Annotated in this window: 25 protein-coding genes; 5 read left to right on the top strand and 20 right to left on the bottom strand. The window is 66.7% G+C overall.

Annotated features, from left to right (window positions below):
- Positions 1-7: 7 nt before the first annotated feature.
- From CCR84_RS10720 to CCR84_RS10730, 3 genes are read right to left on the bottom strand one after another with little or no spacing between them, the layout of a single operon-like run.
- On the bottom strand, positions 8-982 hold the full coding sequence (locus tag CCR84_RS10720) for a transporter family protein (RefSeq protein WP_201212096.1): 975 nt from the start codon (positions 980-982) through the stop codon (positions 8-10).
- Entirely contained in the window at positions 979-1,431 is a 453-nt protein-coding gene (locus tag CCR84_RS10725; RefSeq protein ID WP_201212098.1) for a hypothetical protein, read from the bottom strand. Before CCR84_RS10725 ends, CCR84_RS10720 begins: the two co-directional genes overlap by 4 nt.
- Positions 1,428-2,120 (bottom strand): DUF4198 domain-containing protein, encoded by a 693-nt coding sequence (locus CCR84_RS10730; protein WP_201212100.1) that lies wholly within the window; start codon positions 2,118-2,120, stop codon positions 1,428-1,430. The genes CCR84_RS10725 and CCR84_RS10730 overlap by 4 nt, the downstream gene beginning before the upstream one ends.
- Positions 2,121-2,307: 187 nt before the next feature.
- Here CCR84_RS10730 and CCR84_RS10735 point away from each other — a divergent pair, with 187 nt between their 5' ends.
- Positions 2,308-4,038 carry a GGDEF domain-containing protein gene (locus CCR84_RS10735; protein ID WP_201212102.1) on the top strand — a complete coding sequence of 577 codons (1,731 nt, stop codon included), beginning with the start codon at positions 2,308-2,310 and terminating at the stop codon, positions 4,036-4,038.
- 85 nt (positions 4,039-4,123) lie between these two features.
- Entirely contained in the window at positions 4,124-5,701 is a 1,578-nt protein-coding gene (nadB, locus tag CCR84_RS10740) for an L-aspartate oxidase (protein ID WP_201212104.1), read from the top strand.
- Here nadB and CCR84_RS10745 read toward each other — a convergent pair.
- The 9 genes from CCR84_RS10745 to CCR84_RS10785 form a co-directional block, all read right to left on the bottom strand.
- A complete protein-coding gene (locus CCR84_RS10745) occupies positions 5,679-6,200 on the bottom strand; it encodes a protein YgfX (protein ID WP_338052598.1) in 522 nt (173 codons plus the stop codon). The two genes, nadB and CCR84_RS10745, sit on opposite strands and share 23 nt — an antisense overlap.
- A gap of 53 nt (positions 6,201-6,253) precedes the next feature.
- Positions 6,254-7,492, bottom strand: a complete 1,239-nt coding sequence (gene fabF, locus CCR84_RS10750; RefSeq protein ID WP_201212108.1) for a beta-ketoacyl-ACP synthase II — start codon at positions 7,490-7,492, stop codon at positions 6,254-6,256.
- 166 nt (positions 7,493-7,658) lie between these two features.
- Positions 7,659-7,895, bottom strand: a complete 237-nt coding sequence (acpP, locus tag CCR84_RS10755; protein WP_201212110.1) for an acyl carrier protein — start codon at positions 7,893-7,895, stop codon at positions 7,659-7,661.
- 98 nt (positions 7,896-7,993) lie between these two features.
- A complete protein-coding gene (fabG, locus tag CCR84_RS10760) occupies positions 7,994-8,734 on the bottom strand; it encodes a 3-oxoacyl-ACP reductase FabG (RefSeq protein WP_201212113.1) in 741 nt (246 codons plus the stop codon).
- A gap of 3 nt (positions 8,735-8,737) precedes the next feature.
- The gene (fabD, locus tag CCR84_RS10765) at positions 8,738-9,688 is read right to left on the bottom strand and encodes an ACP S-malonyltransferase (RefSeq protein WP_201212115.1); all 951 of its coding nucleotides are present in this window, start codon (positions 9,686-9,688) and stop codon (positions 8,738-8,740) included.
- Positions 9,689-9,759: 71 nt separating this feature from the next.
- On the bottom strand, positions 9,760-10,722 hold the full coding sequence (locus tag CCR84_RS10770) for a beta-ketoacyl-ACP synthase III (protein ID WP_207186274.1): 963 nt from the start codon (positions 10,720-10,722) through the stop codon (positions 9,760-9,762).
- Positions 10,719-11,732: a phosphate acyltransferase PlsX gene (plsX, locus tag CCR84_RS10775; protein WP_201212119.1), complete on the bottom strand. Its 1,014-nt coding sequence runs from the start codon at positions 11,730-11,732 to the stop codon at positions 10,719-10,721. The genes CCR84_RS10770 and plsX overlap by 4 nt, the downstream gene beginning before the upstream one ends.
- Before the next feature lie 69 nt (positions 11,733-11,801).
- A complete protein-coding gene (gene rpmF, locus CCR84_RS10780; protein ID WP_201212121.1) occupies positions 11,802-11,981 on the bottom strand; it encodes a 50S ribosomal protein L32 in 180 nt (59 codons plus the stop codon).
- 21 nt (positions 11,982-12,002) lie between these two features.
- A complete protein-coding gene (locus CCR84_RS10785) occupies positions 12,003-12,509 on the bottom strand; it encodes a YceD family protein (RefSeq protein ID WP_201212123.1) in 507 nt (168 codons plus the stop codon).
- A 140-nt stretch (positions 12,510-12,649) separates the two neighbouring features.
- Between CCR84_RS10785 and CCR84_RS10790 the strand changes: the two genes are divergently transcribed.
- Together CCR84_RS10790 and CCR84_RS10795 are read left to right on the top strand one after the other, a co-directional pair.
- Positions 12,650-13,228 carry a Maf family protein gene (locus CCR84_RS10790; RefSeq protein ID WP_201212124.1) on the top strand — a complete coding sequence of 193 codons (579 nt, stop codon included), beginning with the start codon at positions 12,650-12,652 and terminating at the stop codon, positions 13,226-13,228.
- Complete coding sequence (locus CCR84_RS10795; RefSeq protein WP_201212126.1) at positions 13,218-13,952, top strand: SAM-dependent methyltransferase; 735 nt, start codon at positions 13,218-13,220, stop codon at positions 13,950-13,952. Before CCR84_RS10790 ends, CCR84_RS10795 begins: the two co-directional genes overlap by 11 nt.
- A 475-nt stretch (positions 13,953-14,427) precedes the next feature.
- Here CCR84_RS10795 and CCR84_RS10800 read toward each other — a convergent pair whose 3' ends face one another.
- From CCR84_RS10800 to CCR84_RS10810, 3 genes are all read right to left on the bottom strand, one after another.
- Positions 14,428-15,378, bottom strand: coding sequence for a S49 family peptidase (locus tag CCR84_RS10800; protein WP_201212128.1), 951 nt, complete (start codon positions 15,376-15,378; stop codon positions 14,428-14,430).
- Between the two features lie 182 nt (positions 15,379-15,560).
- On the bottom strand, positions 15,561-16,217 hold the full coding sequence (locus tag CCR84_RS10805) for an HAD-IA family hydrolase (protein WP_201212130.1): 657 nt from the start codon (positions 16,215-16,217) through the stop codon (positions 15,561-15,563).
- On the bottom strand, positions 16,201-17,199 hold the full coding sequence (locus tag CCR84_RS10810) for an RluA family pseudouridine synthase (RefSeq protein ID WP_201212132.1): 999 nt from the start codon (positions 17,197-17,199) through the stop codon (positions 16,201-16,203). The genes CCR84_RS10805 and CCR84_RS10810 overlap by 17 nt, the downstream gene beginning before the upstream one ends.
- A 400-nt stretch (positions 17,200-17,599) precedes the next feature.
- Here CCR84_RS10810 and CCR84_RS10815 point away from each other — a divergent pair, with 400 nt between their 5' ends.
- Positions 17,600-20,599 carry an Rne/Rng family ribonuclease gene (locus CCR84_RS10815; RefSeq protein WP_201212134.1) on the top strand — a complete coding sequence of 1,000 codons (3,000 nt, stop codon included), beginning with the start codon at positions 17,600-17,602 and terminating at the stop codon, positions 20,597-20,599.
- Positions 20,600-20,836: 237 nt separating this feature from the next.
- Here the strand turns inward: CCR84_RS10815 and CCR84_RS10820 are convergent, their stop codons facing one another.
- The 5 genes from CCR84_RS10820 to CCR84_RS10840 form a co-directional block, all read right to left on the bottom strand.
- Complete coding sequence (locus CCR84_RS10820; RefSeq protein ID WP_201212136.1) at positions 20,837-21,391, bottom strand: low molecular weight protein-tyrosine-phosphatase; 555 nt, start codon at positions 21,389-21,391, stop codon at positions 20,837-20,839.
- A 151-nt stretch (positions 21,392-21,542) separates the two neighbouring features.
- Positions 21,543-22,088, bottom strand: coding sequence for a DNA-deoxyinosine glycosylase (locus CCR84_RS10825; protein ID WP_201212139.1), 546 nt, complete (start codon positions 22,086-22,088; stop codon positions 21,543-21,545).
- Between the two features lie 8 nt (positions 22,089-22,096).
- On the bottom strand, positions 22,097-24,022 hold the full coding sequence (htpG, locus tag CCR84_RS10830; protein ID WP_201212141.1) for a molecular chaperone HtpG: 1,926 nt from the start codon (positions 24,020-24,022) through the stop codon (positions 22,097-22,099).
- A 327-nt stretch (positions 24,023-24,349) separates the two neighbouring features.
- Complete coding sequence (locus CCR84_RS10835) at positions 24,350-25,237, bottom strand: fused MFS/spermidine synthase (RefSeq protein ID WP_201212142.1); 888 nt, start codon at positions 25,235-25,237, stop codon at positions 24,350-24,352.
- A gap of 242 nt (positions 25,238-25,479) precedes the next feature.
- The gene (locus CCR84_RS10840) at positions 25,480-26,409 is read right to left on the bottom strand and encodes a DMT family transporter (protein WP_201212144.1); all 930 of its coding nucleotides are present in this window, start codon (positions 26,407-26,409) and stop codon (positions 25,480-25,482) included.
- Positions 26,410-26,593: the final 184 nt, after the last annotated feature.

Here is a 26,593-nt window from a genome sequence, read left to right on the forward strand (position 1 = left end):
GGCAGCCTCAGAACAACAGCGAAGCGGAGAAGATCAGGCGCCAGTTCTCCTTGCCCTCGGCGCCCTGCTGCCCGGCGCTCTCGTTGAGCCGTGTCCACACCGGTTTCTTGACCCCGAGCGCGAAACTCATGTCCTGCCAGTAAATGCGCACGCCGGGCAGCGCATAGACGATCCGACCACCGGTCGCGCTGGCGCCAGCACCGTTTTCCTGGTCGCGGCCGAGGCCCAGATACTGCAGCTCGAGCACCGGATCGAGGCGGAACTTCCGCTCGGGGTCGGTGAACGCGCGGTAAGCCAGCGCCAGGTTGAAGCGGCTCTCGTCGCCGAAACGCATGCGCTGCCCGTCGTCGTAGGTGAATTCGCTGAAACGAAGGATCGAGGCCTCGCCGCTGAAGGTCAGCCTGTCACCGAGCATCCTGCTCGCGCTGAGGCCGAACAGCCGCGAAGGCTTGCCGAAACCCGGGGACTTGCCGGGATCGATGCTGCCGTCACCGAGGCGACGGTTGGCGTCGCCAGTCGGCAGCGTGCCGCCGGCGAAGAGCGAGAAGTGCCAGTCGTCGAGGTCGTCGAGGCTCTCGTTCGCCGGGATCAGCCGGAAACCCTGGTCGTACTTGAAGCCGACCTGCCCCAGCAGCGAGACGTCGGCGACGCCACGCGAGTTCTGTCCGCCGGATTCGTCGCGCTTTTCGTGGTGGGGGACGAAGGCGTAGGCCGAAAACCAGGGCGTGAAGCCGTAGCCGAGCCCGAGCATCGTGAAGCGCGAGCGGTCGGCTTCGGGTGCCGCCGGGTCGTAGGTCTTGAAGCGCGCATCGTCGAGCTTGAAATACGCGAGCGCCCTGCCCTCCGGCAGGACGGTCGAGGTCGCCGCCTCCAGCGGCGCACCCGGGCCGCGCAGGGCGGCAGCACCGATGCCGGCGACCCCGTGATGCGCCGACGCCGGCAGCGCAAGGAGAGACAGCAGCGCAAGCGCGAAGCGCTTCACGGGCGTCTCCTGCGCATGAAGAGCTGGACGAGACCGAACAGCCCGAAGACGACGCCGAGACCGGCGGCGAGCAGCCAGGCGCGCGGCTTGTCGCCGCCTGCCGCACTGCCCGAGCCGGCGGCATCTCCGACATTTCCTCCTTCGCTCGCGTCGAGCTGCAGCAACTGGTCCACGCCGTGGCCGTCGGCCGAGAAGGCCCTGATCCGCCATTCGTGATTCGCTCCCGGCAGGAAGACGATCCTCCCGAACGCGTCGGTTCGCCCGACCTGCGTGGGGACGTCCTGGCCGGGGAGGTAGAGTTCGTAGGCCTCGAAGGCGAACGGCTGGCCATCGGCCCAGGAGAGGCGAACGACGCTGGCCGTCTCGCGCTGGCTATCCATTTTCAGTTCGTGCGCGCCGGCCGCGGTGCACGCCAGCAGCCCGCCGAGGAAGAGCGCTGCGGCCCTCACCGGGCAATCTCGAACTGCAGCGCAGCCGTGCGCAGCAGGACGTCGGCCTTGCCGTCGGCGAGAGGCGTTTCCAGCGACGCCGTGATCAACTGCATGCCGCCCCGGCGCAGACGAATCGCGACCTTGCCGTCCGGGCCGGTCGCGCCGCGCGTATCGCCCGCGTAAGCCACCGGCACGCCGGCGACCGGCTTGCCGGAATCGCTCACCTGCACGACGAGCTTGTCACCCACGCGCAGGGCGAACGGGTTGGTCGTCGCGCTGATCTCGAAGCCGCGGCCTGCCGGCTCCGCACTGCCCGTCCCCCAGCGCTCGACGTACTTCAGCGACTCCTCGGCGTACCAGCTCCTGATCACCCCGGAGATTCCGGTCCTGGCGATGTTCTTCGTTTCCCAGACGGTCTTCGTCCAGTAGCCGGTCGAGAAGGTGGTCAGCAGCGAAGCGCAGTCGCCAGCGAAGCGTGCCGGGTAAGCCTTGGCCGGCGGCAGGAGCTTGGCGCTGCCGTCGGCGGCGACGCAGCTCACCGCCTGCACTGCACTCGCGGCATACGGAACGAGTTCCGCCCCTTCATGGGCCGAATGACGGTGTCCCTGGAAAAGCACGTAGCCGCCGGCATCCTTCTCGATCCACAGGTCGTGCGCGAGGACAGGCAGGGAGAACAGCGCCAGCGGCAGGAACAGGCGGAAATGCATCGGTACTTGTCATGAAGGAATCCTTCCACATGATACCGAAGAGCCCGACGCCGCGACAGGCGCCGAGCTTGCAAGCGCAGTGACCATCGGCATTTTCGCAAGGCGGCCGGGCACCGATCGGGCATAATCCCGGGGGATCGTCCGCTGGCCGGGCTGCTGCCCGAACTCATCCACCATTGATACGCTCATGCGCTTCCTGAGGCACCTCTTCCGCTGCCAACGCTCGGCCTGGCTGGGCTTCATCCTCGCTTGCGCGAGCCTCGCTACGCTGGCCGGCGCACCGTCACTCGCCGCGCAAACGCTCGACCAGGCCGTCCTTTCGAGCCCGAGCGGCGAACGTCAGGTCAGCCTGCCCAATCTCCTGCAGCCGGATGATTTCGCTCCCGCCGGCGGACGTGTGCGCTACACCCTGCAAATAGAGTTACCAGCGCCACCGGCGGAGCCGCTCGGGATTTACGTGAGCAAAGTCAGCCTGTCCGGTCAGTTGGCACTGAACGGACAGCCGCTCGGCGCCTGCGAGCCAGGCCCCCTCGAAGAGCTGCGCTGCCTGCACCGCCCCTACCTGTTCGTGCCGCCGGTCGGCCTCTGGCAAGCCGGAACGAACACGATCGAAGTCGAAGTCTTCGCCAATCAGCGCCAGATGAACGGACTGGCGCCGGTGCAGGTCGGATCGGCGCAGGAACTCGATCGCGGCCCCTACCTGCGCGATCGCCTGCTGCGCGTCGAACTGATCCGGGCGCTGACCTGGGTCAGTCTGTGCCTCGGTCTGCTGGCACTGGCCGTGGCCGCGATCCTGCGTACCGAGAACGTGTTCCTGTGGTTCGGGCTGTGCAGCATCGTCAATGCGCTGAGCAATCTGAACGTCCTGGTCAGCACGCCACTGGTCGGCTTCGAACTGTTCAGCTGGTTCATCTTCTCCTCGCGCATGGTGTCGGTGCCACTGCTGCTGTTGACGCTGCTCGTGTTTTTCGAGCGCGCCGGCGTCGCCGTGCGGCGGGGGCTGGTCGGCTACGCGCTGCTCATGCCGCTCATCGTCTGGCTCGGCGGTAACGATCGCTGGCTGGTAGTGTTGCTGTATGTGCCGCTGATGGCACTGGCGCTGGCCATGGTCCCCGCGGTGATCTACTGGAGCTGGCGTTCGCGTCAGACGGTGCATGCCTGGGTCACGCTGAACTACGCGCTGCTGATGCTCGCCAGCGTGCTCGACTTCCTGCGGCTGAACGGGACGGGATCGTTCACCGGAGTCTACTGGATCACCTACGCCTACACCGGGCTCATCCTGCTGTTCGGCGTCATGCTCATGTCACGGCTGGCGTCGGCGCTGATCAGCGAGCGCGAGCTCACCGCCAAGCTCGACCTGGAAGTGGCGCGGCAAACCGCGGACCTCAAGGAGGCCAACCAGCGCCTCGCCGAATTGTCCACCACCGACCCGCTGACCGGGATCGCCAACCGCCGTCAGTTCGACCAGACACTCGCGGTCGAGTGGAAGCGGGCACAACGGCAGCAACAGCCGCTGTCCCTGCTGATGCTCGATGTCGACATGTTCAAGGCTTACAACGACCATTACGGTCACCAGGCTGGTGACGAGTGTCTGCGCGCGATCGCCGCTGCCCTGCGATCATGCTGCCAGCGCAGCGGCGACCTGCTCGCCCGCTACGGCGGCGAGGAGTTCGTGCTCATCGCCGACGCCGATCAGCACGGCGCGCTGCAGTTCGCGGAAAAACTGCGTTCCGCCGTCGAAGACATCAAGCTGGCCCATGCCCGCTCGCCGAGTGGCCAGGTGACGGCGAGCATCGGCCTCGCCACCCTCGTTCCCGCCCCGACGACGACGCCGGACACGCTGCTGCGCCTGGCCGACGAGGCGCTCTATCAGGCCAAGGCAGATGGCCGTAACCGCGTTCGCCAGGCGGCAGCATGAAGCCTGGCGATCGGGACCGGCCGCCGCCCTAGTCCGCACCCGGCGTGCTATATTGCTAGCCCTTTTTTGTTACAGGGACTGCATCGTGGCGCTTGATTTCGACGTCCTCATCATCGGCAGCGGACTTGCCGGACAATCGGCTGCCCTTCGCCTGGCGCCGACGCATCGTGTCGGGCTGATCAGCAAGCGCGCGCTGGAGGACAGCGCTTCGAGCTGGGCCCAGGGCGGGATCGCCGCCGTGCTCGACAGTCGTGACTCGATCGAGGCGCACATCCGCGACACCTTCATTGCCGGTTCGAACCTCAACGACCCGGTGGCAACGCGCTTCGTCGTCGAGAACGGCCGCTCGGCGATCGAGTGGCTGATCGAGCAGGGTGTCCCCTTCTCGCGCGACGAGAAGGGCTACCACCTGACGCGCGAGGGCGGACACAGCGCGCGCCGCGTCATCCACGTCGCCGACGCCACCGGACTCGCGGTGCAGGACACGCTGACGCCCAAGGTACGCAATCACCCGAACATCACGGTCTTCGAACACCACATCGCGATCGACCTGATCACCGGCGCCAAGCTCGGCCTGGCGGACCAGCGCTGCTACGGCGCCTACGTCCTGAACACGCTGACCGGCGAGGTGCATACCATCGGCGCGCCGAACACGCTGATCGCCACCGGCGGTGCCGGCAAGGTCTATCTGTATACGACCAACCCGGACACCTCGACCGGCGACGGCATTGCCATGGCCTGGCGCGCCGGCTGCCGCGTCGGCAACATGGAATTCATCCAGTTCCACCCGACCTGCCTCTACCACCCGCAGGCGAAGTCCTTCCTGATCTCGGAGGCGGTACGCGGCGAAGGCGGCATCCTGCGCCTCCCCGACGGCACGCGCTTCATGCCCGAGCACGACGAACGCGCCGAACTGGCGCCACGCGACGTGGTCGCGCGCGCGATCGACTTCGAGATGAAGAAGCGCGGCATAGACTGCGTCTACCTCGACATCTCGCACAAGCCGGCCGCTTTCCTGCACGAGCACTTCCCGAACATCCTCGCGCGCTGCCTCGAACTGGGCATCGACATCACGCGCGACCCGATTCCCGTCGTTCCTGCCGCGCATTACACCTGCGGCGGCATCCTCACCGACGTGCATGCGCGCACCGACCTGCCCGGCCTCTACGCCGCCGGCGAAGCGCAATGCAGCGGCCTGCACGGGGCCAATCGCCTGGCCAGCAACTCGCTGCTCGAATGCCTGATCTTCTCGCAGGCGGCGGTCGAGGACATCCGTGCGCAGGGACAGGTCCCCATGCCGGCGCTGCCGGAGTGGGACGAGAGCCGCGTCTCCGACCCGGACGAGGAAGTCGTCATCGCGCACAACTGGGACGAACTGCGCCGCTTCATGTGGGACTACGTCGGCATCGTGCGCACGACCAAGCGCCTGCAGCGCGCGCAGAACCGCATCCGCCTGCTGAAGCGCGAAATCGAGGACTTCTACTCGAACTTCCGCGTGAACAACGACCTGATCGAACTGCGCAACCTCGTGGACACCGCCGACCTGATCGTGCGCTGTGCACTGCGCCGCCGCGAAAGCCGCGGACTGCACTTCAGCCGCGACTATCCGGACACCCTGCCGAAGGCGCGGCCGACCATCCTCAAGCCGGCGCGGCGCCGCTAGCGCCGCCACGCCAGCGCAGCCAGACGCGCAGCGCGCGGAACTGCCGGCGATCGACCAGCGCATCGGCCGGCAGGACCAGCGTGCCGACGCGTCGCCGGCGCAGCCTGCTGCGCGAGCCTTCCTCCTTGCCGTCGACCGGCGGCACTTCCTCCAGGCGCAGGATCACGACGCAGGGCAGGACGGCACTGTCCGCGCGAACGAGGCAGTCACGCCACTCGCCGCTGCGGTCGCGCACGGCGAGCCCGCCCCGGGCGCCGAGGCGCAGCGCGCTCACCGGCGACGGACGGATGCCGTGATACAGGGAAAAGAGCAGCAGCGCGCCAAGAACCAGGACGCAGGCGACGGCCGCCTGCATCGTCCCAGCGGGCGGCGCCGCGGCCGCCCATGCCTGCCACGCGCTCGCCACGACGGCGCCGGCGGCGAGCGCATGCAGTACGAACAAAAAGAGCTGCAGACGCCGTGAGGCGCGCAGCTCCAGAAAGATCGACGGCTGCGGCATCGCCTGATCAGCGCTGCCGCAGCGGGTGGTCGATCGGGCTCGGCCCGCCGGTATCAGATCCGGCGGATGGCCACCGTGCCGTTGGTTCCACCGAAACCGAAGGAGTTCGACAGCGCGACGTCGATCTTCATCGGACGCGCCTCGTTGGCGCAGTAGTCGAGGTCACACTTCTCATCCTGGTTGAAGATGTTGATCGTCGGCGGCGAGACCTGGTGATAGACGGCCAGCGTCGAGAATACCGCCTCGATGCCGCCGGCGGCGCCGAGCAGGTGGCCGGTCATCGACTTGGTCGAGTTCACGACCAGCTGCCTGGCGTGTTCCCCGAAGGCGCGCTTGACCGCGGTCGTTTCGGCAAGGTCGCCGAGCGGGGTCGAGGTACCGTGCGCGTTCAGGTACTGGACGTCGTTCGGGTTGAGGCCGGCGTTGCGCAAGGCCGCCAGCATGCAGGCGGCAGCGCCGGAACCGTCCTCGCAGGGCGCGGTGATGTGGTTCGCGTCGGCGCTGCGGCCGTAGCCGACCAGTTCGCCGTAGATGCGCGCGCCACGGGCACGGGCGCGCTCGAACTCCTCGAGCACGACCACGCCTGCGCCCTCGCCGAGGACGAAACCGTCGCGATCGCGGTCCCACGGACGGCTGGCGGTCTTCGGGTCGTCGTTGCGCGTCGACAGAGCACGCGCGGCGCAGAAACCGCCCATGCCAAGCGGCGACACGGTCGCTTCGGCACCACCGGCGATCATCACGTCGGCGTCGCCGTATTCGATGATGCGCGCGGCTTCGCCGATGCTGTGCGTGCCGGTGCTGCAGGCCGTCACCAGCGAGATGTTCGGTCCCTTGTAGCCGTACATGATCGACAGGTTGCCGGAGATCATGTTGATGATCGAGCCCGGGACGAAGAACGGCGAGACCTTGCGCACGCCGCCACCGAGGTAATCGTCGTGCGTCGTCTCGATCAGCGGCAGGCCGCCGATGCCCGAACCGATGGCGACGCCGAAGCGGTCGGCGTCGTCAGGATTCGCTTCGAGGCCGGCGTCGCGGATCGCCTGGATCCCGGCAGCGAGGCCGTAGTGGATGAAGGTGTCCATCCGCCGGGCGTCTTTCGGCGAGATGTAATCACCGATCTTGAAGTCCTTGACCTCGCCGGCGATCTTGACGGGAAAGTTGGACGCGTCGAAGCGCGTGATGTGATCGATGCCGGAACGACCGGCGACGATGTTCTGCCAGGCCTGGTCGACGCTGTTGCCGACCGGGGAAACGATGCCTAAGCCAGTGATGACTACTCTGCGGCGCGTCAACTTTTGCTCCCGGAAAAGAAAAAAGGCGACCGGACAGATCTGAAAGGCAGGCCTGGGCTCGGTCGACCGAATGTCGGCTCGCCGGTGGCGCAACCGACTGCCGCGCCCGTCGCGCCTGAGCGGAACGGGCCGGCGTCAGGACAGCGGGAGGATCCCGCTGCGACGATTACTTCTGATGCGCGAGGACGTAGTCGATCGCCTGCTGCACGGTGGTGATCTTCTCGGCGTCTTCGTCGGGAATCTCGCACTCGAATTCCTCTTCGAGCGCCATGACCAGTTCGACGGTGTCGAGCGAGTCGGCACCGAGATCGTCCACGAACGAGGATTCGTTCTTGATGTCTGCCTCGTTCACGCCGAGTTGTTCGGCAACGATCTTTTTGACGCGCTCTTCGATAGATGACATTGTTAGGGCTCCTTCCCTGAGTTCCGGTTTGAAACAAACCGCTTGATTCTACCAAATAGGCCGGCACGCTACCAAGCACCAGCCCACGAAAACCTGCTTCACTCCATCAACATGCCACCGTTGACGTGGATCGTCGTCCCGGTGATGTAGGCAGCCGCCGGCGAAGCGAGGAAGGCGACCGCGGCGGCGACGTCCTGCGGCGCGCCGAGGCGGCCGAGCGGGATCGACGCCAACATCGCTTCCTTCAACTTGTCGTCGAGGCCCTGCGTCATGTCGGTCTCGATCATGCCGGGGGCGACGCAATTGACCGTGATGTTGCGGCTGCCGAGCTCGCGTGCCAGCGCACGACTCATGCCGGCGACACCGGCCTTGGCGGCGCAGTAGTTGGCCTGCCCGGGGTTGCCCGAATGGCCGACCACCGAGGTCACGTTGATGATGCGCCCGCTGCGCGCCTTCATCATGCCGCGCATCACCGCCTTCGACAGGCGGAAGACCGCCTTCAGGTTGGTGTCGATGACCGCTTCCCACTCCTCGTCCTTCATGCGCATGGCGAGGTTGTCGCGCGTGATGCCGGCGTTGTTCACGAGGATGGCGACCGCGCCGTGCGTCTTCTCGATCTGCGCAAGCAGCGCGTCGACCTGCGCCGCGTCGCGGACCTCGAGCACGGCGCCTTCGCCCTTGAGGCCGGCGACGCCGAGATAGGCACTGATGCGCGCGGCACCTTCCTCGCTGGTCGCGGTGCCGACGACGGTCGCGCCGAGGCGCGCGAGTTCCAGGGCGATGGCCTGGCCGATACCGCGCGAGGCACCGGTGACGAGAGCGACTTTTCCGTTGAGCATCCCTTACTCCAGCGTGGCAAGTGTGACCAGTGCCGCCTCGATGGCGGCGAGATCGTTGAGCGTGAGGCCGCTGACGCCGTCGGCGCAGCGCTTGGAGAGGCCGCCGAGCACCTTGCCCGGGCCGCATTCGGCGATCGTCGTCACGCCCAGCGCGGCGATGCTGCGGATGCTGTCGACCCAGCGCACCGGCGAGCAGGCCTGACGCACCAGCGCCGCGCGGATTGCTTCCGGATCGCTCTCGACGCGCGCGTCGACGTTGTTGACCACCGGCATGCGCGGCGCCGAGAACTTGATCGCGGCCAGCCCGACGGCGAGGCGCTCGGCCGCCGGCTGCATCAGCGACGAATGGAAGGGCGCCGACACCGGCAGCAGCACGGCGCGCTTGGCGCCCTTCTCCTTGCACAGCGCGCAGGCGCGCTCGACCGCGGCCTTGTTGCCGGCGATCACGGTCTGTCCGGGAGCGTTGAAGTTGACCGCTTCGGCGACCTCGCCGGCGCCGACTTCGGCAGCCGCTTCGGCACAGGCGGCGCGGATGCCGTCGTCGTCGAGACCGAGGATCGCGGCCATCGCGCCGGTACCGGCGGGGACGGCTTCCTGCATCGCGGCGGCGCGCAGGCGCACCAGCGGGACCGCGTCGGCAAACTCGATGACGCCGGCCGCGACCAATGCTGCGTACTCGCCGAGGCTGTGCCCGGCGACGACGTCAGGCGCGCGTCCGCCCTTTTCCAGCCACAGGCGATAGGTGGCGACGCCGGCCGCCAGCATCACCGGCTGCGTATTGACGGTGAGCGCCAGCGCTTCGGACGGGCCGTCGGCGACCAGTTGCCAGAGGTCCTCACCGAGCGCAGCGGAAGCTTCGGCAAAGGTCGCGCGCAGCACGGGCGAATCGCCATAGGCGGCCATCATTCCGACCGACTGCGATCCCTGCCCCGGAAAAACGAAAGCGAATGTCACGAGAGATTCCCCCAATGGTGGCGCTGCACGCGCCCGCGGGACGCGCGCAGGCCGGAATTAGAATTCAAGCACTAGAATTCGAGCAGCACCGCACCCCAGGTGAAGCCGCCGCCGACGCCTTCGAGCAGCACCTTCTGCCCGCGCCGGATGCGACCGTCGCGCACCGCCGCGTCGAGCGCCAGCGGGATCGACGCAGCCGAGGTATTGCCGTGACGGTCGACGGTGACGATCACGCGCTCCATCCCGAAACCGAGCTTGCGCGCGGTAGCCTCGATGATGCGGATGTTCGCCTGGTGCGGGATCAGCCAGTCGACCTCGGCCGGAGCAATCCCGGCGCTGGCGCAGCACTCCTCGGCCACCTCGGCGAGCGCCTTGACCGCGAAGCGGAACACCGCCTGCCCGTCCATGCGCAGTACCGGATCGCCGAGCACCTTGCCGCCGCAGACGTGGCCGGGAACGTTGAGGATGCCCTGATAGGAACCGTCGGCATGCAGCGCCGAGGCCATGATCCCCGGCGTCTCCGACGCTTCGAGCACCACGGCGCCGGCGCCATCGCCGAACAGCACGCAGGTCGAGCGGTCCTGCCAGTCGAGGATGCGCGAGAACACTTCGGCGCCGACCACCAGCGCGCGGCGATGGCCGCCGGCACGGATGAACTTTTCGGCGATGGTCAGCGCATAGACGAAGCCGCTGCACACCGCCTGCACGTCGAAGGCGGTGGCACCCGCATTGCCGAGCCGCCCCTGCAGCAGGCAGGCGACGCTCGGGAAGACGTAGTCGGGCGTCGAGGTGGCGACGATGATCAGGTCGAGCGTGTCGGGATCGACCCCGGCAGCCTCGAGCGCGCGCTGGCTGGCTGCGAAGGCCAGGTCGCTGCTCGCCGTCATCGCGTCGGCGAGGTGGCGGGAACGGATGCCGGAGCGCGAGACGATCCACTCGTCGCTGGTGTCGATGCCACGGGCCACCAGATCGTCGTTGCTGACCGGCTGCCCGGGCAGGTAGCTGCCGACACCGGCGATGCGTGCAAACATCAGACAGTCTCCAGATGAGGGTGCGCCTGCGCCACGCGCTCGCCGATGCGCGCGAGGACACCGGTGCGCACGGCGTCGGCGGCACGGCCGATCGCGAAACCGTAGGCAAAGGCGTCGGCCGAGCCGTGGCTCTTGACGACGATGCCCTTCAGGCCGAGCAGGCAGGCACCGTTGTAGCGGCGGTGGTCGAGCCGGGCCTTGAAGCGCTTCAGCACCGGCATGGCGACGAGCGCGGCCAGCTTGCTCAGGGCGCTGCGCGCGAACTCCTCGCGCATGAAGGTACCGACCATCTGCGCCAGGCCTTCCGAGGTCTTCAGCGCGACGTTGCCGACGAAGCCGTCGCAGACGACGACTTCGGCCTCGCCCTTGTACAGGCCGTCGCCCTCGACGTTGCCGACGAAGTTGAGCCCGGATTCGCGCAGCAGGTCGGCGGCGCGCTTGACAACGTCGTTGCCCTTGATCTCTTCCTCGCCGATATTGAGCAGCCCAACCGTCGGCCGGTCGCGGTGCTCGATCGCACCGACCAGCGAAGCACCCATGATTCCGAACTGCAGCAGGTGCTCGGGCGAGCAATCGACGTTGGCGCCGAGGTCGAGCACATGCGTGTGCCCCTTCATCGTCGGCAGGATCGCGCAGATCGCCGGCCGGTCGATGCCGGGAAGCATCTTCAGCACGAAGCGCGAGATCGCCATCAGCGCGCCGGTGTTGCCGGCCGAGACACAGGCGTCCGCCTCGCCCTCGCGGACGAGGTTGATCGCCACGCGCATCGAGGAGTCCTTCTTGTTGCGCAGGGCGAGCGAAGGCGACTCGTCCATGCCGACGACCTGGGTCGCCTCCCGCAGGCTCACGCGCGGATCGGGCGCATCGCCGAGAAAAGGCCGGATCACCGCTTCCTGCCCGACCAGTACGACACGGGTGTCGGCGTTGGCACGGACATACGCGAGAGCGGCCGGCACCGTTACCGCCGGACCGTGATCACCACCCATGCAGTCGATAGCGACGGTAATGGACATAGCTTTCAGCGCAAAAGAAAGGGCAGGCGGCACGCCGTGAAGGCGTCCTGCCTGCCCGGACCGGGTGAATTACTCGCCCTTGGCCTTGACGACCTGCTTGCCGCGGTAGATGCCGGAGGGGCTGACGTGGTGGCGCAGGTGCACCTCACCGGTGGTCGACTCGACGGCCAGCGGCGGGTTGGTGAGGAAGTCGTGAGCACGGTGCATGCCGCGCTTCGAAGGGGATTTCTTGTTCTGTTGAACAGCCATGAGTTGCTCCTGAGTTCAAATTCACGAAGGCTTGCCCTTGAGGGCGGCCAGCGCGGCAAAGGGTGAAACTTTTTCGCCCCCCGGCCCGGCATCGGGCGAAGGAGCGGGCGGGGTACAGCTGTCGTGCCGCGGCGCGAACGGCAGAGCGAGGATGATCTCGTCCTCGATCAGCGCCACGACATCGAGTTCCTTCTGCGCCTGAAGATAATCCCGTGAATCGTCTTCAAGCTCTTCCTGCGTCAGATCGGCCTCGTCGGCAATGAGCTCGAGCGTGTTGCAGAAGTGGAGGGGAAACACCATCGGCTCCAGGCAGCGCTGACAGCGCAAAGCCAGGGTGCCGTCGACGCTCAACTGCAACTGCGGCTGACCGCGCTCGCCGCGTGAAGCTTCGACGCGATAGGACACCGAACCGTCGGTATCGACCAGCCAGTCGTGCGTGCGCGGCAGGCGAGCGAGAGCGAGCTCGCCCGTGAGCGAACCCCCTTCCTGGACGAATGCCAGACTGTCGATGACGATCTGTTGCGACATAGGGGCGGCATGATATTATTTTTGGCTGCCGAAGTCCAGCGCGCCGGCACGCTTCCGCGCAGCGCTTTGCGCTCTGCCGGCAGCCGCTTGCCCGGCCGGCTCTCCGGCCCACTCTCCCTCATTCCGCCCTCGCCCGCTTCATGCCAACGATCGTACTCGCCTCGACTTCGCCTTTCCGCCGGGAACTGCTCGGCCGCTTCGGCCTGCCCTTCACCACCGCCAACCCGGAAGTCGACGAGACGGCACTGCCCGGCGAGACACCCGAGGAGACCGCGCTGCGCCTGGCCGAAGCCAAGGCGCGCGCAGTCGCCAGCCGCTTTCCCGACGCACTGATCATCGGCAGCGACCAGGTCGCCTGCCTCGACGGGCAGATCTTCGGCAAGCCCGGTGACCACGCCAGGGCCGTGCGCCAGTTGCAGACGATGCGCGGCCGCCAGGTCAATTTTTTCACCGGACTGTGCCTCTACAACGCGCACACCGGCAATGCGCAGGTGCGCGGCGTGCCGACCCTGGTGAGCTTCCGCCGGCTCGACGACGCGGCGATCGAGCGCTACCTGCTGCGCGAGAAACCTTACAACTGCGCCGGCGCCGCCAAGTCGGAAGGGCTCGGCATCGCGCTGATCGAGAAGATCGAGGGCGACGACCCGAACGCGCTGATCGGCCTGCCGCTGATCGCGCTGTGCGAACTGCTCGCCAACGAGGGCGTCAGTGTCCTCTGAGTCCGGGTCGCAGCCGGCGCCCGGCACCCTCTACCTGATCCCGGTGCCGCTCGGAGCGAGCCCGACAGTGCAGGTGCTGCCGGCGTCGGTCGCCGCAACCGCGCGCGGCCTCGTCGATTTCGTCGTCGAGAACGCCAAGTCGGCGCGGGCATTCCTCAAGTCGCTGCCGATCGAGCGGCCGCTGAGCGAGATCGGCATCCAAGAGTTGAGCGAACACACCAGGGCGGTCGAACTGCCGGCGCTGCTGGCGCCGCTGCTCGCCGGCCGGGACGTCGGCCTCATCTCCGAAGCAGGCTGTCCCGGCGTCGCCGACCCCGGCGCCGCGCTGGTCGAACTCGCGCACCGCAAGGGCATCCGCGTCGTCCCTCTGGTCGGCCCGTCGTCGCTGCTGCTCGCGCTGATGGCCTCCGGGCTTTCGGGACAGCAGTTCGCCTTCCACGGCTACCTGCCGGTCAAGGACGAGGCGCGCGCGCAGCGCCTGCGCGAGCTGGAAAAGGAATCGCGCCAGCAGCAGCGGACGCAGATCTTCATCGAGACGCCCTACCGCAACCGCCGCCTGTTCGACACCCTCCTCGCCGTCTGCTCGCCGGCCACCCGGCTGTGCCTGGCGGTCGACCTGACGCTGGAAAGCGAAAAGGTACTGACGCGGCCGATCGGCGAATGGCGTCGCCAGCCAGCACCGGAGATCGATCGCAGACCGGCGGTGTTCCTGCTGCAGGCTTGACGGCAGCCCGTCACGCAGCTCGTCATCGCGAGCCCGCAGGGCGTGACGATCCGGTGCGTAGGCCTCGCATCGTGAAGGTCGCAGAGACTGAAGAACGAGCTGGATTGCCACGGCGCTACGCGCCTCGCAATGACGGCAGTGCCAGGAGTGCATGGAGAGGGGCCGCGGCCGTAACCGTCATCGCGAGCCCGCAGGGCGTGGCGATCCAGTGCGCAGGCCTCGCATCGTGAAGGGTGCAGAGACTGAAGAACGAGCTGGATTGCCACGGCGCTACGCGCCTCGCAATGACGGCAGTGCCAGGAGTGCATGGAGAGGGGCCGCGGCCGTAACCGTCATCGCGAGCCCGCAGGGCGTGACGATCCAGTGCGTAGGCCTCGCATCGTGAAGGTCGCAGAGACTGAAGAACGAGCTGGATTGCCACGGCGCTACGCGCCTCGCGATGACGGAATTGATGCCACCGGGCGCGTAAGAGACGTCAGCGCATGACGCTGCCGCTGGAGAGTATTCCGAAAGTCAGGTTGCGGGCGACGTCGGCGCCGATGCGCTTGGCGAAGCGTTCGGCGAGGTTGTCCTTGACCGTGTAGTCGAGGGTGCGCTCGGCCTTGATCACATCGCGGGCGACCGAGTCCACCGTGCCGAGTTCGTCGGCGAGCCCGAGTTCGATGCTCTGACTGCCGGCCCACATCAGGCCCGAGAACATCTCCGGCGTCTCCTTCAGGCGCTCGCCGCGCCCCTCGCGCACGACACCGATGAACTGCTTGTGGATTTCGGCGAGCAGGACCTTGGCGTGGGCCTTCTGCTTCTCGTCCTGCGGCGAGAACGGATCGAGGAAACCCTTGTTCTCGCCGGCGGTGAGCAAGCGGCGCTCGACGCCGAGCTTGTGCATGGCTTCGGTGAAGCCGAAGCCGTCCATGAGCACGCCGATCGAGCCGACGATGCTCGCCCGGTTCACGTAGATGCGGTCGGCGGCGACCGCGACGTAGTAGCCGCCGGAAGCGCAGATGTCCTCGACCACGGCGTAGAGCGGGGTATCGGGATACTTGGCACGCAGGCGCTTGATCTCGTCGTGGATGATCCCCGCCTGCACCGGACTACCGCCGGGACTGTTGATGCGCAGTACGACACCCGCCGTCCCCTTGTCCTCGAACGCCGCCTGCAGCGAGCCCATCACCTTCTCGGCACTGGCCTCGCCGGAGGGCTCGATCACGCCATGCAGATAGACGACCGCGGTGTGCCTGCCGTCGCCGAGTTCCTTCGTGTCCTCCCAGTCGATCACCAGCAGCGGGATCGCGACCAGATACGCGAGCACCGCCAGCTTGAAGAAGATTCCCCAGCGCCGTTTCGCCTTCTGCTCCTGGAGCGTCGAGAAGGCGATCTTTTCCAGCAACTGGCGTTCCCATTGCGGGTCTTTCTGCGGGTTTTCCAAGGGTGACTCGTGGTTATCAGAGGAATGAACGGGAGACGGCCCCGACGGCAGGGACGCGGGCACGCCGGCAATTATGCTTCAAGAATTTTTTCCTATACCTGAGTATAGCGTGGAATCGTCGTGCAACGCTCCCCCGGCGAAAGCGAAATCGAGTACATGGCTGCCGCAGGAGCGCTGCGCGCTCAGGCGTGCGCGCGCAGCCATGCGCGCAGCGCCGCGACGTCGCCCACGCAGGCGAGCGGCGCCAGCGACTCGAGCTGCGCCGCCGGATGCGCGCCGTAACTCACGGCGAGTGCGCCGACACCCGCATTCTTCGCCATCTGCACGTCGTGCGTGGTGTCACCGATCATCAGGGTGCGCTCGGCCGGCACCGCCAGCTCGTCCATCAGTTCCTCCAGCATCTGCGGATGCGGCTTGGAGAAACATTCGTCGGCGCAGCGGGTGGCATGGAAGAAGGGCCCGAGTTCGCTCGCCGCGAAGGCGCGTTGCAGGCCGGCGCGGCTCTTGCCGGTCGCCACGGCGAGCGCGAAGCCGGCCTCCGCCAGTTCGGCGACGAGTTCGGCTGCGCCGGCGAAGAGCTTCAGCTCGTGGTCACGCCCGAGGTAGTGGTGACGATAGCGGTCGACGATCTCTGGATAGCGCGCTTCGGGCAGATCGGGAACGGCAAAGCGCAGCGCATCGCCGAGGCCCAAGCCGATCACATGCCGGGCGCGTTCCTCCGACGGAACGGGAAGCTCGAGATCCCGGGCCGAGGACTGGATCGCGGCGACGATCGCCGCCGCCGAATCGAACAAGGTGCCGTCCCAGTCGAACACCAGCAACTCAAAACGCCGGGCCATAGTCCTGTTCTCCAACAGCCGAAAGATGGTGCAGGAAGTCGCCCAAGGCATGCGGCAGCGGCGACTCGAACGCGAGCGGCGCACCGCTCAGGGGATGCGGCAGGCTGATCTTCTTCGCGTGCAGGAACATGCGCTTCAAGCCCCCCCGCTGCAGCTCGCGGTTGAGCGCGAAGTCGCCGTACTTCTCGTCGCCGGCGATGGGGTAGCCGAGGTGCGAAAGATGCACGCGGATCTGGTGCGTGCGTCCGGTCTTCAATTCGGCCTCGAGCAGGCTGAAGCCCTGCCAGCGGGCCAGCAGCCGGAACACCGTGTGCGAGGGCTTGCCCTCGTCGGCGACGCGCACGCGCTTCTCGCCGGAAGGCAGGTCGTACTTCAAGAGCGGCAGGCGGACGTTGCGCAGCGGGTCCATCCAGCGCCCCTTGACCAGCACCCAGTAGCGCTTGTCGACCTCGCCGCCGGAACGCCCGCCGCTGCGGAACAGCTCGTGCAGCGCGTTCAAGGCCGAACGCTTCTTGCCGACGAGGAGGATGCCCGAAGTCTCGCGGTCGAGCCGGTGCGCGAGTTCGAGGAAGCGCGCCTGCGGTCGCTGCCGCCTGAGCGCCTCGATGACGCCGAAGCTGACGCCGCTGCCGCCATGCACGGCGATCCCGGCCGGCTTGTCGACGACCAGCATGGCCTCGTCCTCGAACAGGATCGGCAGCTCGGCCTTGAGCGCGGCGCCTTCGATGATCTCGTCGGCGAGCGCGTCCGGGCGCGCGGCGACGCGCAAGGGCGGGATGCGCAGCACGTCGCCTGCGCACAGGCGGTACGACACCGCGACGCGACCGCTGTTCACGCGCACCTCGCCGCTGCGCACGATCTGGTAGACATGGCTACGCGGCACGCCCTTGCACACCCGCAGCAGATAGTTGTCGAGTCTCTGGCCCTGCTCTTCTTCGCCGACGACGGTCTTCGTTACGGAATTTTTGCCAATTTCGGCCATTGTTTTATATACTGGCGTGGATTTTCGTCTCGGATGGAAAGGGGCGCTGACCCGTGAGACCGTCGAACGTCGCCGATGGCAGGATGATCGCGACGCATTTTTCCGGCAGGCCTCAGCCTCCCCGCTCGCACCGACCTGTGCGGGATCTTCCGACGCAAATCCCCTGGTTAAGTACGCTCACCAAAAGTAGCGATACTACTTCATTTGTGCGCGCCCGGCACGTGCGGACCGCCCCAAGCAGATTTCCCGACCCTGAGTTCAGGGCCTGAAAAAAACACCAACAGCGAGCCCATCCTTTAGTTGCCCAACCGGAAAAACGCATGAAGCGTCCTGATCCCAACTAATCCGTCGCTGCCTGCACAAGGCGCTCCCCCCGTCCCAGCGCGCGGGAGCCAAGCTGATGAAACGCATGCTATTCAACGCGACACAGGCGGAAGAACTCCGTGTCGCGATCGTAGACGGCCAGAAACTGATCGACCTCGACATCGAGTCGGCCGCCAAGGAACAACGCAAGAGCAACATTTACAAAGGGGTCATCACCCGCATCGAGCCCAGCCTCGAAGCCGCCTTCATCGATTACGGCGCCGAACGCCACGGCTTCCTGCCGTTCAAGGAAGTCTCCCGCTCGTACTTCCAGCCCGGCGTCGAGGGCAGCCGCGCGACCATCCGCGAGGCGCTGCGCGAAGGCCAGGAACTGATCGTCCAGGTCGACAAGGACGAACGCGGCAACAAGGGCGCCGCGCTGACCACCTTCGTCAGCCTCGCCGGTCGCTATCTCGTGCTGATGCCGAACAACCCGCGCGGCGGCGGTGTCTCGCGCCGCGTCGAGGGTGACGAGCGCGCCGAGCTGCGCGAGATCATGGACCAGTTGCAGACGCCGCAGGGAATGAGCCTGATCGCCCGCACCGCGGCGATCGGCCGCAGCGCCGAGGAACTGCAGTGGGACCTGAACTACCTGATCCAGTTGTGGAAGGCGATCGACGGCGCGGCCAACCAGCAGAAGGGCGCGTTCCTGATCTACCAGGAGGGCAGCCTGGTGATCCGCGCGATTCGTGACTACTTCCAGCCGGACATCGGCGAAGTCCTGATCGACACCGACGACGTCTATGAACAGGCGCGCCAGTTCATGAACCACGTCATGCCCGGCAACGTGAACCGCATCAAGCGTTACCGCGACGACGTTCCGCTCTTCTCGCGCTTCCAGATCGAGCACCAGATCGAGTCGGCGTACTCGCGCCAGGTGAACCTGCCTTCCGGTGGCGCCATCGTCATCGACCATACCGAAGCGCTGGTCGCCGTCGACGTGAACTCCGGTCGCGCGACGCGCGGCGCCGACATCGAGGAGACGGCCTACCGCACCAACCTCGAAGCCGCCGAAGAGACCGCCCGCCAGTTGCGCCTGCGCGACCTCGGCGGCCTGATCGTCATCGACTTCATCGACATGGAAAACCAGCGCAACCAGCGCGACGTCGAACAGCGCCTGCGCGAAGCGCTGCGCTTCGACCGCGCGCGCGTCCAGGTCGGCAAGATCAGCCGCTTCGGCCTGATGGAATTGTCGCGTCAGCGGCTGCGTCCGGCGCTCGCCGAGACCAGCTACATCCCCTGCCCGCGATGCTCGGGTACCGGCCACATCCGCAGCGCCGAATCGGCCGCCCTGCACATCCTGCGCATCCTCGAAGAAGAGGCGATGAAGGAAAACACGGCCGCCGTGCACACGCAGGTGCCGGTCGATGTCGCCACCTTCCTCCTGAACGAGAAGCGCGCCGACATCCAGGCGATCGAGTTGCGGCAGAAGGTGAACGTGGTCCTGATTCCGAACATCAACCTGGAAACGCCGCAGCACAGCATCGTCCGCCTGCGCCACGACGACCTCAACAACGAGGACCTGCAGATCCCCTCGTACAAGATGGTCGAGGCCCCGGTCGAGGAAGCCTCGCGTGCCGAACGCGCCAGCGAAGCCAAGCCGCCGCGCCAGGAAGCCGCGATCAAGAACATCGGCCCCTCGCAGCCGGCGCCGATCGTCGCCGAGAAGACGCCGCCGGCCGCGCCGGCACCGGTCGCCGCACCGGTTGCCGACGCAGGCTTCTTCGCGCGCCTATTCGCCTGGCTGCGGCCGAAGCCCGCTCCCATCGCGGCACCCGCAGCCGCGGCACCCGCACCTGCCGCTGCCGGCCAGGGCAAGCCCGAGGGCACGCGCGAGCCGCGTCGCGAAGGACGCCGCGAGCGTGGCGCGCGTGACGAGCAGCCGCGCGAAGCCCGTGAGGGACGTGAAGGTCGCGAAGGTCGTGAATTGCGCCAGCCGCAGGCGCGCGACGAGAACCGCAAGCCGCGCGAAGCGCGTGAAGGGAAGGAAGCGCGCGAACCGCGCCGCCAGCGTGGCGAAGCGCGCAAGGAAACTGCTGCTGAAGAAAAGCTCGCTGCGGTCGCCGCAGCGCCTGCCGCTGCCCTTCCCGCCGTAGCCCCGGCCCCGGCCGCAGCCCCGGCGATCGTCAGCACCGCCGCCCCGGCAAGCACCGAGGCCGCAGGAGAAGAGGCACAGGGACGTCGCCGTGGTCGCCGTGGCGGTCGCCGTGACCGTTCGGGTGAGCGCCGCGAAGGTGGTGCAGCGCAGGTCGCAGCTGCCGAAGCTGCGGTCGAGACCGGCGAGATCGCCGCGACCCCGACCGCAGTGACGCCGGCTGTCGCCGAAGCTGTCGTCGCCCCGACGAGCGTCGCGGCCCCCGTGGCCGAAGCAGCCGAAGTGGCCCCCGCAGTGACAGCCGAGGCGCCGGTCACTGCGGCAGTCGCCGAAACGACCGCTGCCGTCACGCCGGTAGAGCCCGTTGCCGAGCTCGAACAGGCCGTCAAGCCCGTGGCAGTTGAACAGGTAGCGGAGGTGAAGCCGGCCGAGGTGGAAGTCGCCGCCTTCGAGGTGCAGCCCGTTGCCGGCGAAGCCGTCGCTGCAGCGCCGAGCGTCGAGGAAGCGACGACGCCGGTCGTCGAGGCTCCGGTGACTGAAATTCAGGTGGCTGCAGCGCAGGTGGCAGAAGTTCCGGCCGCCGAAGCCCAGCCAGCCGAGGTTCCCGCCGTCGAGGCCAGGGAGGCTGAAGTTCCGACCGCCGAGCCCAAGATCGCCGAAGCCCTGGTTGCCGAAGTGCAGTTTGCCGAAGCCCAGGTCGCCGTGAGCGAGCCGCTCGTCAGCGAACCCGCGCCGGCAGCCGAGGCAGTCGCCAGCGTTCCCGCAGCAGCCGTCGCGTCTGCCGTGCTCGAAGGAGGTCTGGTTCTCGTCGAAACCAGCCGCGAGAAGATCGTCGAGCGTCCGACAGCTGCTCCGGCCGAGGAAGCACGCCCGCGTCGGCGTCGTCCGGTCGCCGCGCCGGTGGCAGACGAACCGATGGTGATGATCGAAACCAGAAAGTAAGCAAAACAAACGGGGCGCAAGCCCCGTTTGTTTTTATCCTTGAAACCTCTTTTCAGCCACGAAAAACACGAAAGCGACGAAACATAAGCTTGCGGTCGTTCAGTATCTAACCCATCGGGTCGTTTCCACTCTGCGTCGAACCCCATGAACGATTTGGTGTCTTTCGTGCATTTCGTGGCCAACTGCTTTTCCAGGTTTATGCCTTGCAGGCAGCCGCCGGACGATCCTTGGCAGCCCTCAGGCGCCGATTTTCTGCTCCGGCACGGAATACTCGCCAGCGTTAGCCGCGGGCGTAGTCGGCAACTGCGCTTTGCGTGCCGCAGCGACACGCTCGCGCAGTTTGGCGAGCAAGCCTTCGCCCGCGTCCTCGACCATGTCGATGACCACGTCGAAGTCGTGGCCCAGCCCGTAGAAGGGGTCGGGAACGTCTTCGTCCGCGAAATTGCGCGAGTGCTGCATCAGGAGACCGAGGCGATCGAGCTTTTCCGGCGGACAGAGGCGCTGCAGGGCGGCGAGGTTGCTGCGGTCCATCGCCAGCACCAAGTCGAAATAGTCGAGGTCCTGCGGCGCCACCTTGCGCGCGCGCATCGACGAAAGGTCGTAGCCGCGCAGGGCGGCAGCGCGTTGCGTGCGCGCGTCGGGTGCTTCGCCGACATGATAGCCGTGCGTTCCCGCCGAATCGACCTCGATCACGGCTTCCAGCCCCTCGCGCCGCAGCAGCTTGCGGAAAACGCCCTCGGCCGTCGGCGAACGACAGATGTTTCCCATGCAGACGAAGAGCACTTTGATCATGGATGACGAGGCCGGTACGGATTAAGACTATGTCATCGATACGGGCACGCGCCGCAGACAATGACAATGGAGAGCACGAACGATACACCAAATAGTGCGTTGGCGCATGCGTAATTTCGTGACAGAAAACCCAGGACCTCGTCATGAACCGTCACACTGCGTCGGCGGCCTCCCAGGCGGCGCGCCAGCGTTCCAGCTTCAGTGCAAAGGGGAGGGTCAGCGCGGGGCTGCTCGACGGCAGGACGGCGGTGACGAAGCCGTGCTGGCGAAACCAGTTCTCGCCGCGCGCGGCGGTCTTGCCGTTGAAGAAGACGCGGACGAGGCGCGGGGCCTCGTGCGAGAGGCGCGAGAAATCGTTCCTGACCGCGTCGGCGATGGCCGCGTCGAGCGCGCCTTCGCGCCGACAGTGGCGGTAGAGGTCCCAGAGGCCGATCCGCCGCGCCAGCAGACGGCGGCGGCGTTCGCGGTAGTCCGGTTCGATCAGCGCGTCGTCACCGGTGAGCGCAGCCAGCAGACGCCAGAACTGGTTCTGCGGGTGCGCGTAGTAGCCGGCGGCGGCGAGCGAGGCGGGCGACGGGAAGCTGCCGAGAAACAGCGTCTCGACGCCCGCATCGAGGATCGGCGGTAGCCCTTCGAGCAGGGGGGCGTCGGCAGCGGGTTCTCGCTGCGTCTGCCCTGCTTTCCGGGCTGCCGCCATCGGCGGGCTCAGCGACCGCCGGAAAGCGCCAGCATCAGCTCGTTGATGCGGCGGACGAAACCGGCCGGGTCTTCAAGCGTGCCGCCTTCGGCCAGGGTCGCCTGTTCGAAGAGCAGGTTGGCCCAGTCGGCGAAGCGCGAACCTTCATCGCTGCCCTCGTACTTGAGGCGCTGCACCGCCGGATGCTGCGGGTTGATCTCGAGGATCGGCTTGACGTCGGGAGTCTGCTGCCCGGCCGCCTTGAGGATGCGCCGCAAGTTGCCACCGAGGTCGAACTCGTCCGACACCAGGCAGGAAGGCGAATCGGTCAGGCGCAGGGTGACGCGGACGTCCTTCACCTTGTCGCCGAGGGAGGACTTGATCTTCTCGATCAGTTCCTTGTACTCGTCGGCGGCCTTGGCGACCTCTTCCTTCTCGGCCTCGTCCTCGAGCTTGCCGAGGTCGACGCCGCCCTTGGCGACCGACTGCAGCGGCTTACCGTCGAACTCGGTGAGCGAGCCGGCGACCCACTCGTCGACGCGGTCGGACAGGAGCAGCACTTCGATGCCCTTCTTGCGGAAGATCTCGAGGTGCGGGCTGTTCTTGGCGGCGGTGAAGGTCTCGGCGGTGACGTAGTAGATCTTCTCCTGGCCTTCCTTCATGCGCGAGACGTAGTCGGCGAGCGAGACGGTCTCGTCGGGCGTGTCGGAATGCGTCGAGGCGAAGCGCAAGAGCTTGGCGATGCGCTCCTTGTTGGCGTGGTCCTCGCCGACGCCTTCTTTGAGCACGCGGCCGAATTCCTTCCAGAAGCTCGCGTACTTCTCGCGCTCGGCGGCTTCCTCGCTGTCGGCCAGGCTCTCGAGCAGGCCGAGCACCTTCTTCACGCAGCCGCCGCGGATCGCCTCGATCGCCTTGCTTTCCTGCAGGATCTCACGCGAGACGTTGAGCGGCAGGTCGCTCGAATCGACGACCCCGCGCACGAAGCGCAGGTAGAGCGGCATCAGCTGCTCGGCGTCGTCCATGATGAAGACGCGCTTCACGTACAGCTTGACGCCGTGGCGTGCGTTGCGGTCCCACAGGTCGAAGGGTGCGCGGCCGGGGATGTAGAGCAGCTGCGTGTATTCCTGCTTGCCCTCGACGCGCGCATGCACGTAGGCCAGCGGGTCCTCGAAGTCGTGCGCGACGTGCTTGTAGAACTCCTTGTACTGCTCGTCGCTGATCTCGGACTTCGGCCGAACCCACAGCGCGGACGCCTGGTTGACGGTCTCGTCCTCTGCGCTGACGACCTGCTCGCCCTTCTCCTGGTTCCACTCTTCCTTCTTCATCACGATCGGCAGCGTGATGTGGTCCGAGTACTTGCGGATGATCGAGCGCAGCTTCCAGCTGGAAAGGAACTCGTCCTCGCCCTCGCGCAGGTGCAGGGTCACGTCGGTGCCGCGGCCGGCCTTCTCGACCTGCTCGACCGAGAAGTCGCCCTCGCCCGCCGATTCCCAGCGGACGGCCTGGTCGGCCGGAAGCCCCGCGCGCCGCGAGACGACCGAGACGCGGTCGGCGACGATGAACGAGGAGTAGAAGCCGACGCCGAACTGGCCGATCAGGTGCGCGTCCTTGGCCTGGTCGCCGGTCAGCGCGGAGAAGAACTCGCGCGTTCCCGACTTGGCGATGGTGCCGAGGTGCGCGACGGCCTCCTCACGCGACAGGCCGATGCCGTTGTCCGAGATGGTGATCGTGCGCGCTTCCTTGTCGAAGCTGACGCGGATCTTCAGCTCGGCGTCGTCGCCGTAGAGGCCGGCATCGTTGAGCGCCTCGAAGCGCAGCTTGTCGCAGGCGTCGGAAGCGTTCGAAATCAGCTCACGCAGGAAGATTTCCTTGTTGCTGTACAGCGAGTGGATCATCAACTGCAGCAGTTGCTTGACCTCTGCCTGAAAACCGAGGGTTTCCTTGGTTGCTCCCATCAAATGGCTCCGTGGTTCGGGTGGATGACGATTCGGTGCGCGAAGCTCGGCGGCGAGGGCGCCAACAGCAGGCCCGGGCGCAGCGCCGGTTCGGCGAACGTCGCTCAAATGGGGACGCGCCGGGCGATTTCAAGAGGTGCGCCGTCCACTCACCAACGATCATGGCGACGTCCGCCGCCCCAGGCCATGCAACGCGCTCTTTCGCGGCCGCCGCCGCTCGCACGAAAACCAGCCGGCACCATGGACTCCCGTGGGAGGGTCGTAAGGCCCGAATCGAGGACAACCCACGCTGTTGTTTCACGTTGAGCGGACTCGGGTCAGCCCGCGTCAGACCTCCTCGCGGCGCGATTTCCGTTGTTCCAGCCGCTGCACGATGCGCTGCGCGAGCGCGCTCATCGAGAAGGAATGCAGCGGCTCCAGCCGCCTTGCCCGATCGAGCAGGAGGCGGCGTGACGGAGGAAAGTGCCCGCCCTTGCAGGCGAAGACGACCCTGTTGGCGCCGCCCGTGCTGGGGATGATCACCACCTGGTCGAGGAAACTCTCCCTGATCCGTGCCGCGATCACCCCGAACTTCTCGTCGCTGTCGTACAGGTTCACGACCATCACGCCAGCGGCAGAGAGGCGCTCGTGGCAGTAGTCGTAGAAGCTCGCCGAACAAAGCCGGGGCGGTTGCCCCCGGTGATCGAAGCCGTCGACCAGCAGGACATCGGGACGCCCCTCGTGTTCACGGACGAAGTCGGCACCGTCGCCACGGATCACCGAGAGGCGCTCGTCGTCGGGAGGGATCAGGAAGCGATCGCGCAGCGCGATCACCTCGGGGTTGATCTCGACCACGGTCATCCTGGCGCCGGGCAGCTTGTGGTGGCAGTACTTGACCAGCGATCCGCCGCCCAGGCCGATCATCTCGATCGAGGCAGGATCCTCGTTGAAGAGCAGGAAACCCATCATCGCCTGCGCGTAATCGGTGGTCAGCAGTTCGGGATGGTCGACGATCATTTCGCTCTGCACCGCCGAATCGTTGAAGAGCAGGCTGCGCACGCCGCCGATCTCCTCGACGTAGGGCGCGGCGAAGCGTGAGCCGGCGTCGCTCCGCGCGGACGCCGGCGACCCGTCCGCACCCGGCTTGACCGCCCGGACCTCCCCGGCGGCGGGTTCGTCGATCTCGGCCGCATTCGCCAGGGCGAGCAGCAGCGCGTAGTTGAAACGGTCGGACATGGGTGGGAACGGATGGGAATGGGAGAAGTGGGCAGTTGAGGACGGTGGAGGCGTGCATGATACCGCCGAGCGCCCTGCCCTCACCTGCAGATTCCGTACCCATCGCTGCCCGCGACTACCGGCGCTCGCCGCAGGACTGCCGATGGGAGGAGCGGATTCATCCCCCCTGCTGCTTTAACGAACGCTGTCAGAAACTCTTCGAGACAGCGAAGACCACGCGCACGCCTTCCCAGCGGAACCAGTCACGCCCGGGTTTGCGCTCCGACCCCAGGAACGGCAAGGAGGTTCGGGCGGCGCGTGCTCAGCAGGATGCCGCCGAACACCAGGACCATCCCGCAGTAGTGGTACCACTGCGGATCCTCGGCGAGCAGCAACGCGGAGAGGATTGCGGCGAAAACCGGTTGCAGGTGGATGAACAGCGATCCGACGGCCGGGCCCACCACGGCAACTCCGGCGTTGAAGCAGACGAAGCCGAGAAACGCGGCGATCACGCCGGCGTAGACGATCCCGGCCAGCGATCCTGCGTGCAGCTTGATCGACGCACCGGAGGCGAGTTCCCATGCGTACATCGGTGCCATCACGCACAGGCCGACGACGATCAGGGAGGCCAGCAGCAGCATCGGATGCACACCCTGCGGACGCCACTGCAAGCCGACGGTGTAGATGCTCCAGGTCAGCGTGGCGAGCAGCATCCACAGGTCGCCGGTGTTGAGACCGAGTCCGAGCAGCGCGTCGGGGTTGCCGCGGCTGATCAGCAGCACGACGCCGAGCAGCGAGACCAGCCCGCCGATGGCTTCGGGTCTGGAGAGCCGCTTGCCGAGAAAGAGGAAGGCAAGCACGCTCGTGAGTATCGGCAGGAACGAGTTGATCAGCGTGGCACTGGTCGCCGTCGTGTACTGCACCGCGATGTACGAGAAGGTGTTGTAGAAAGGGACGCCGAAAAAGCCGAGAAACAGCACGCGCTTCCAGGAGGTGCGCAGGATCGGCCACTGCGCTTTCAGATGCGGCAGCGCAAACGGAAGCACGCAGGCAAAGGCGATGACCCAGCGCCAGAAGGCCAGGCCGACCGGTGGCAGATCGTCGCGCAGCCCGCGACTCATGACCATGTTGCCTGCCCAGAACAGCGAAGTCAGGACGAGCAGGAGGTAGGGGTTGAGGCGCAGGCGATGCATTGGCTTAGGGAAACGCTGAATAAAGCGCCAATCTGAGCCGGTGAGCCTCGCAAATTTCGCGATTGCCTATTTTTTAAGCAAATTATCGGTCAATTTTCCGATTTTTCCCCCTGAATCCGTGCTTTTCAGCCCTTTTTCGCCCCATTTCCCGCGCTCAGGACGCAATTTGCCCGTCGAGCGCCAT

Origin of the sequence: Rhodocyclus purpureus (assembly GCF_016653115.1) — a bacterium.
GTDB lineage: Bacteria > Pseudomonadota > Gammaproteobacteria > Burkholderiales > Rhodocyclaceae > Rhodocyclus > Rhodocyclus purpureus.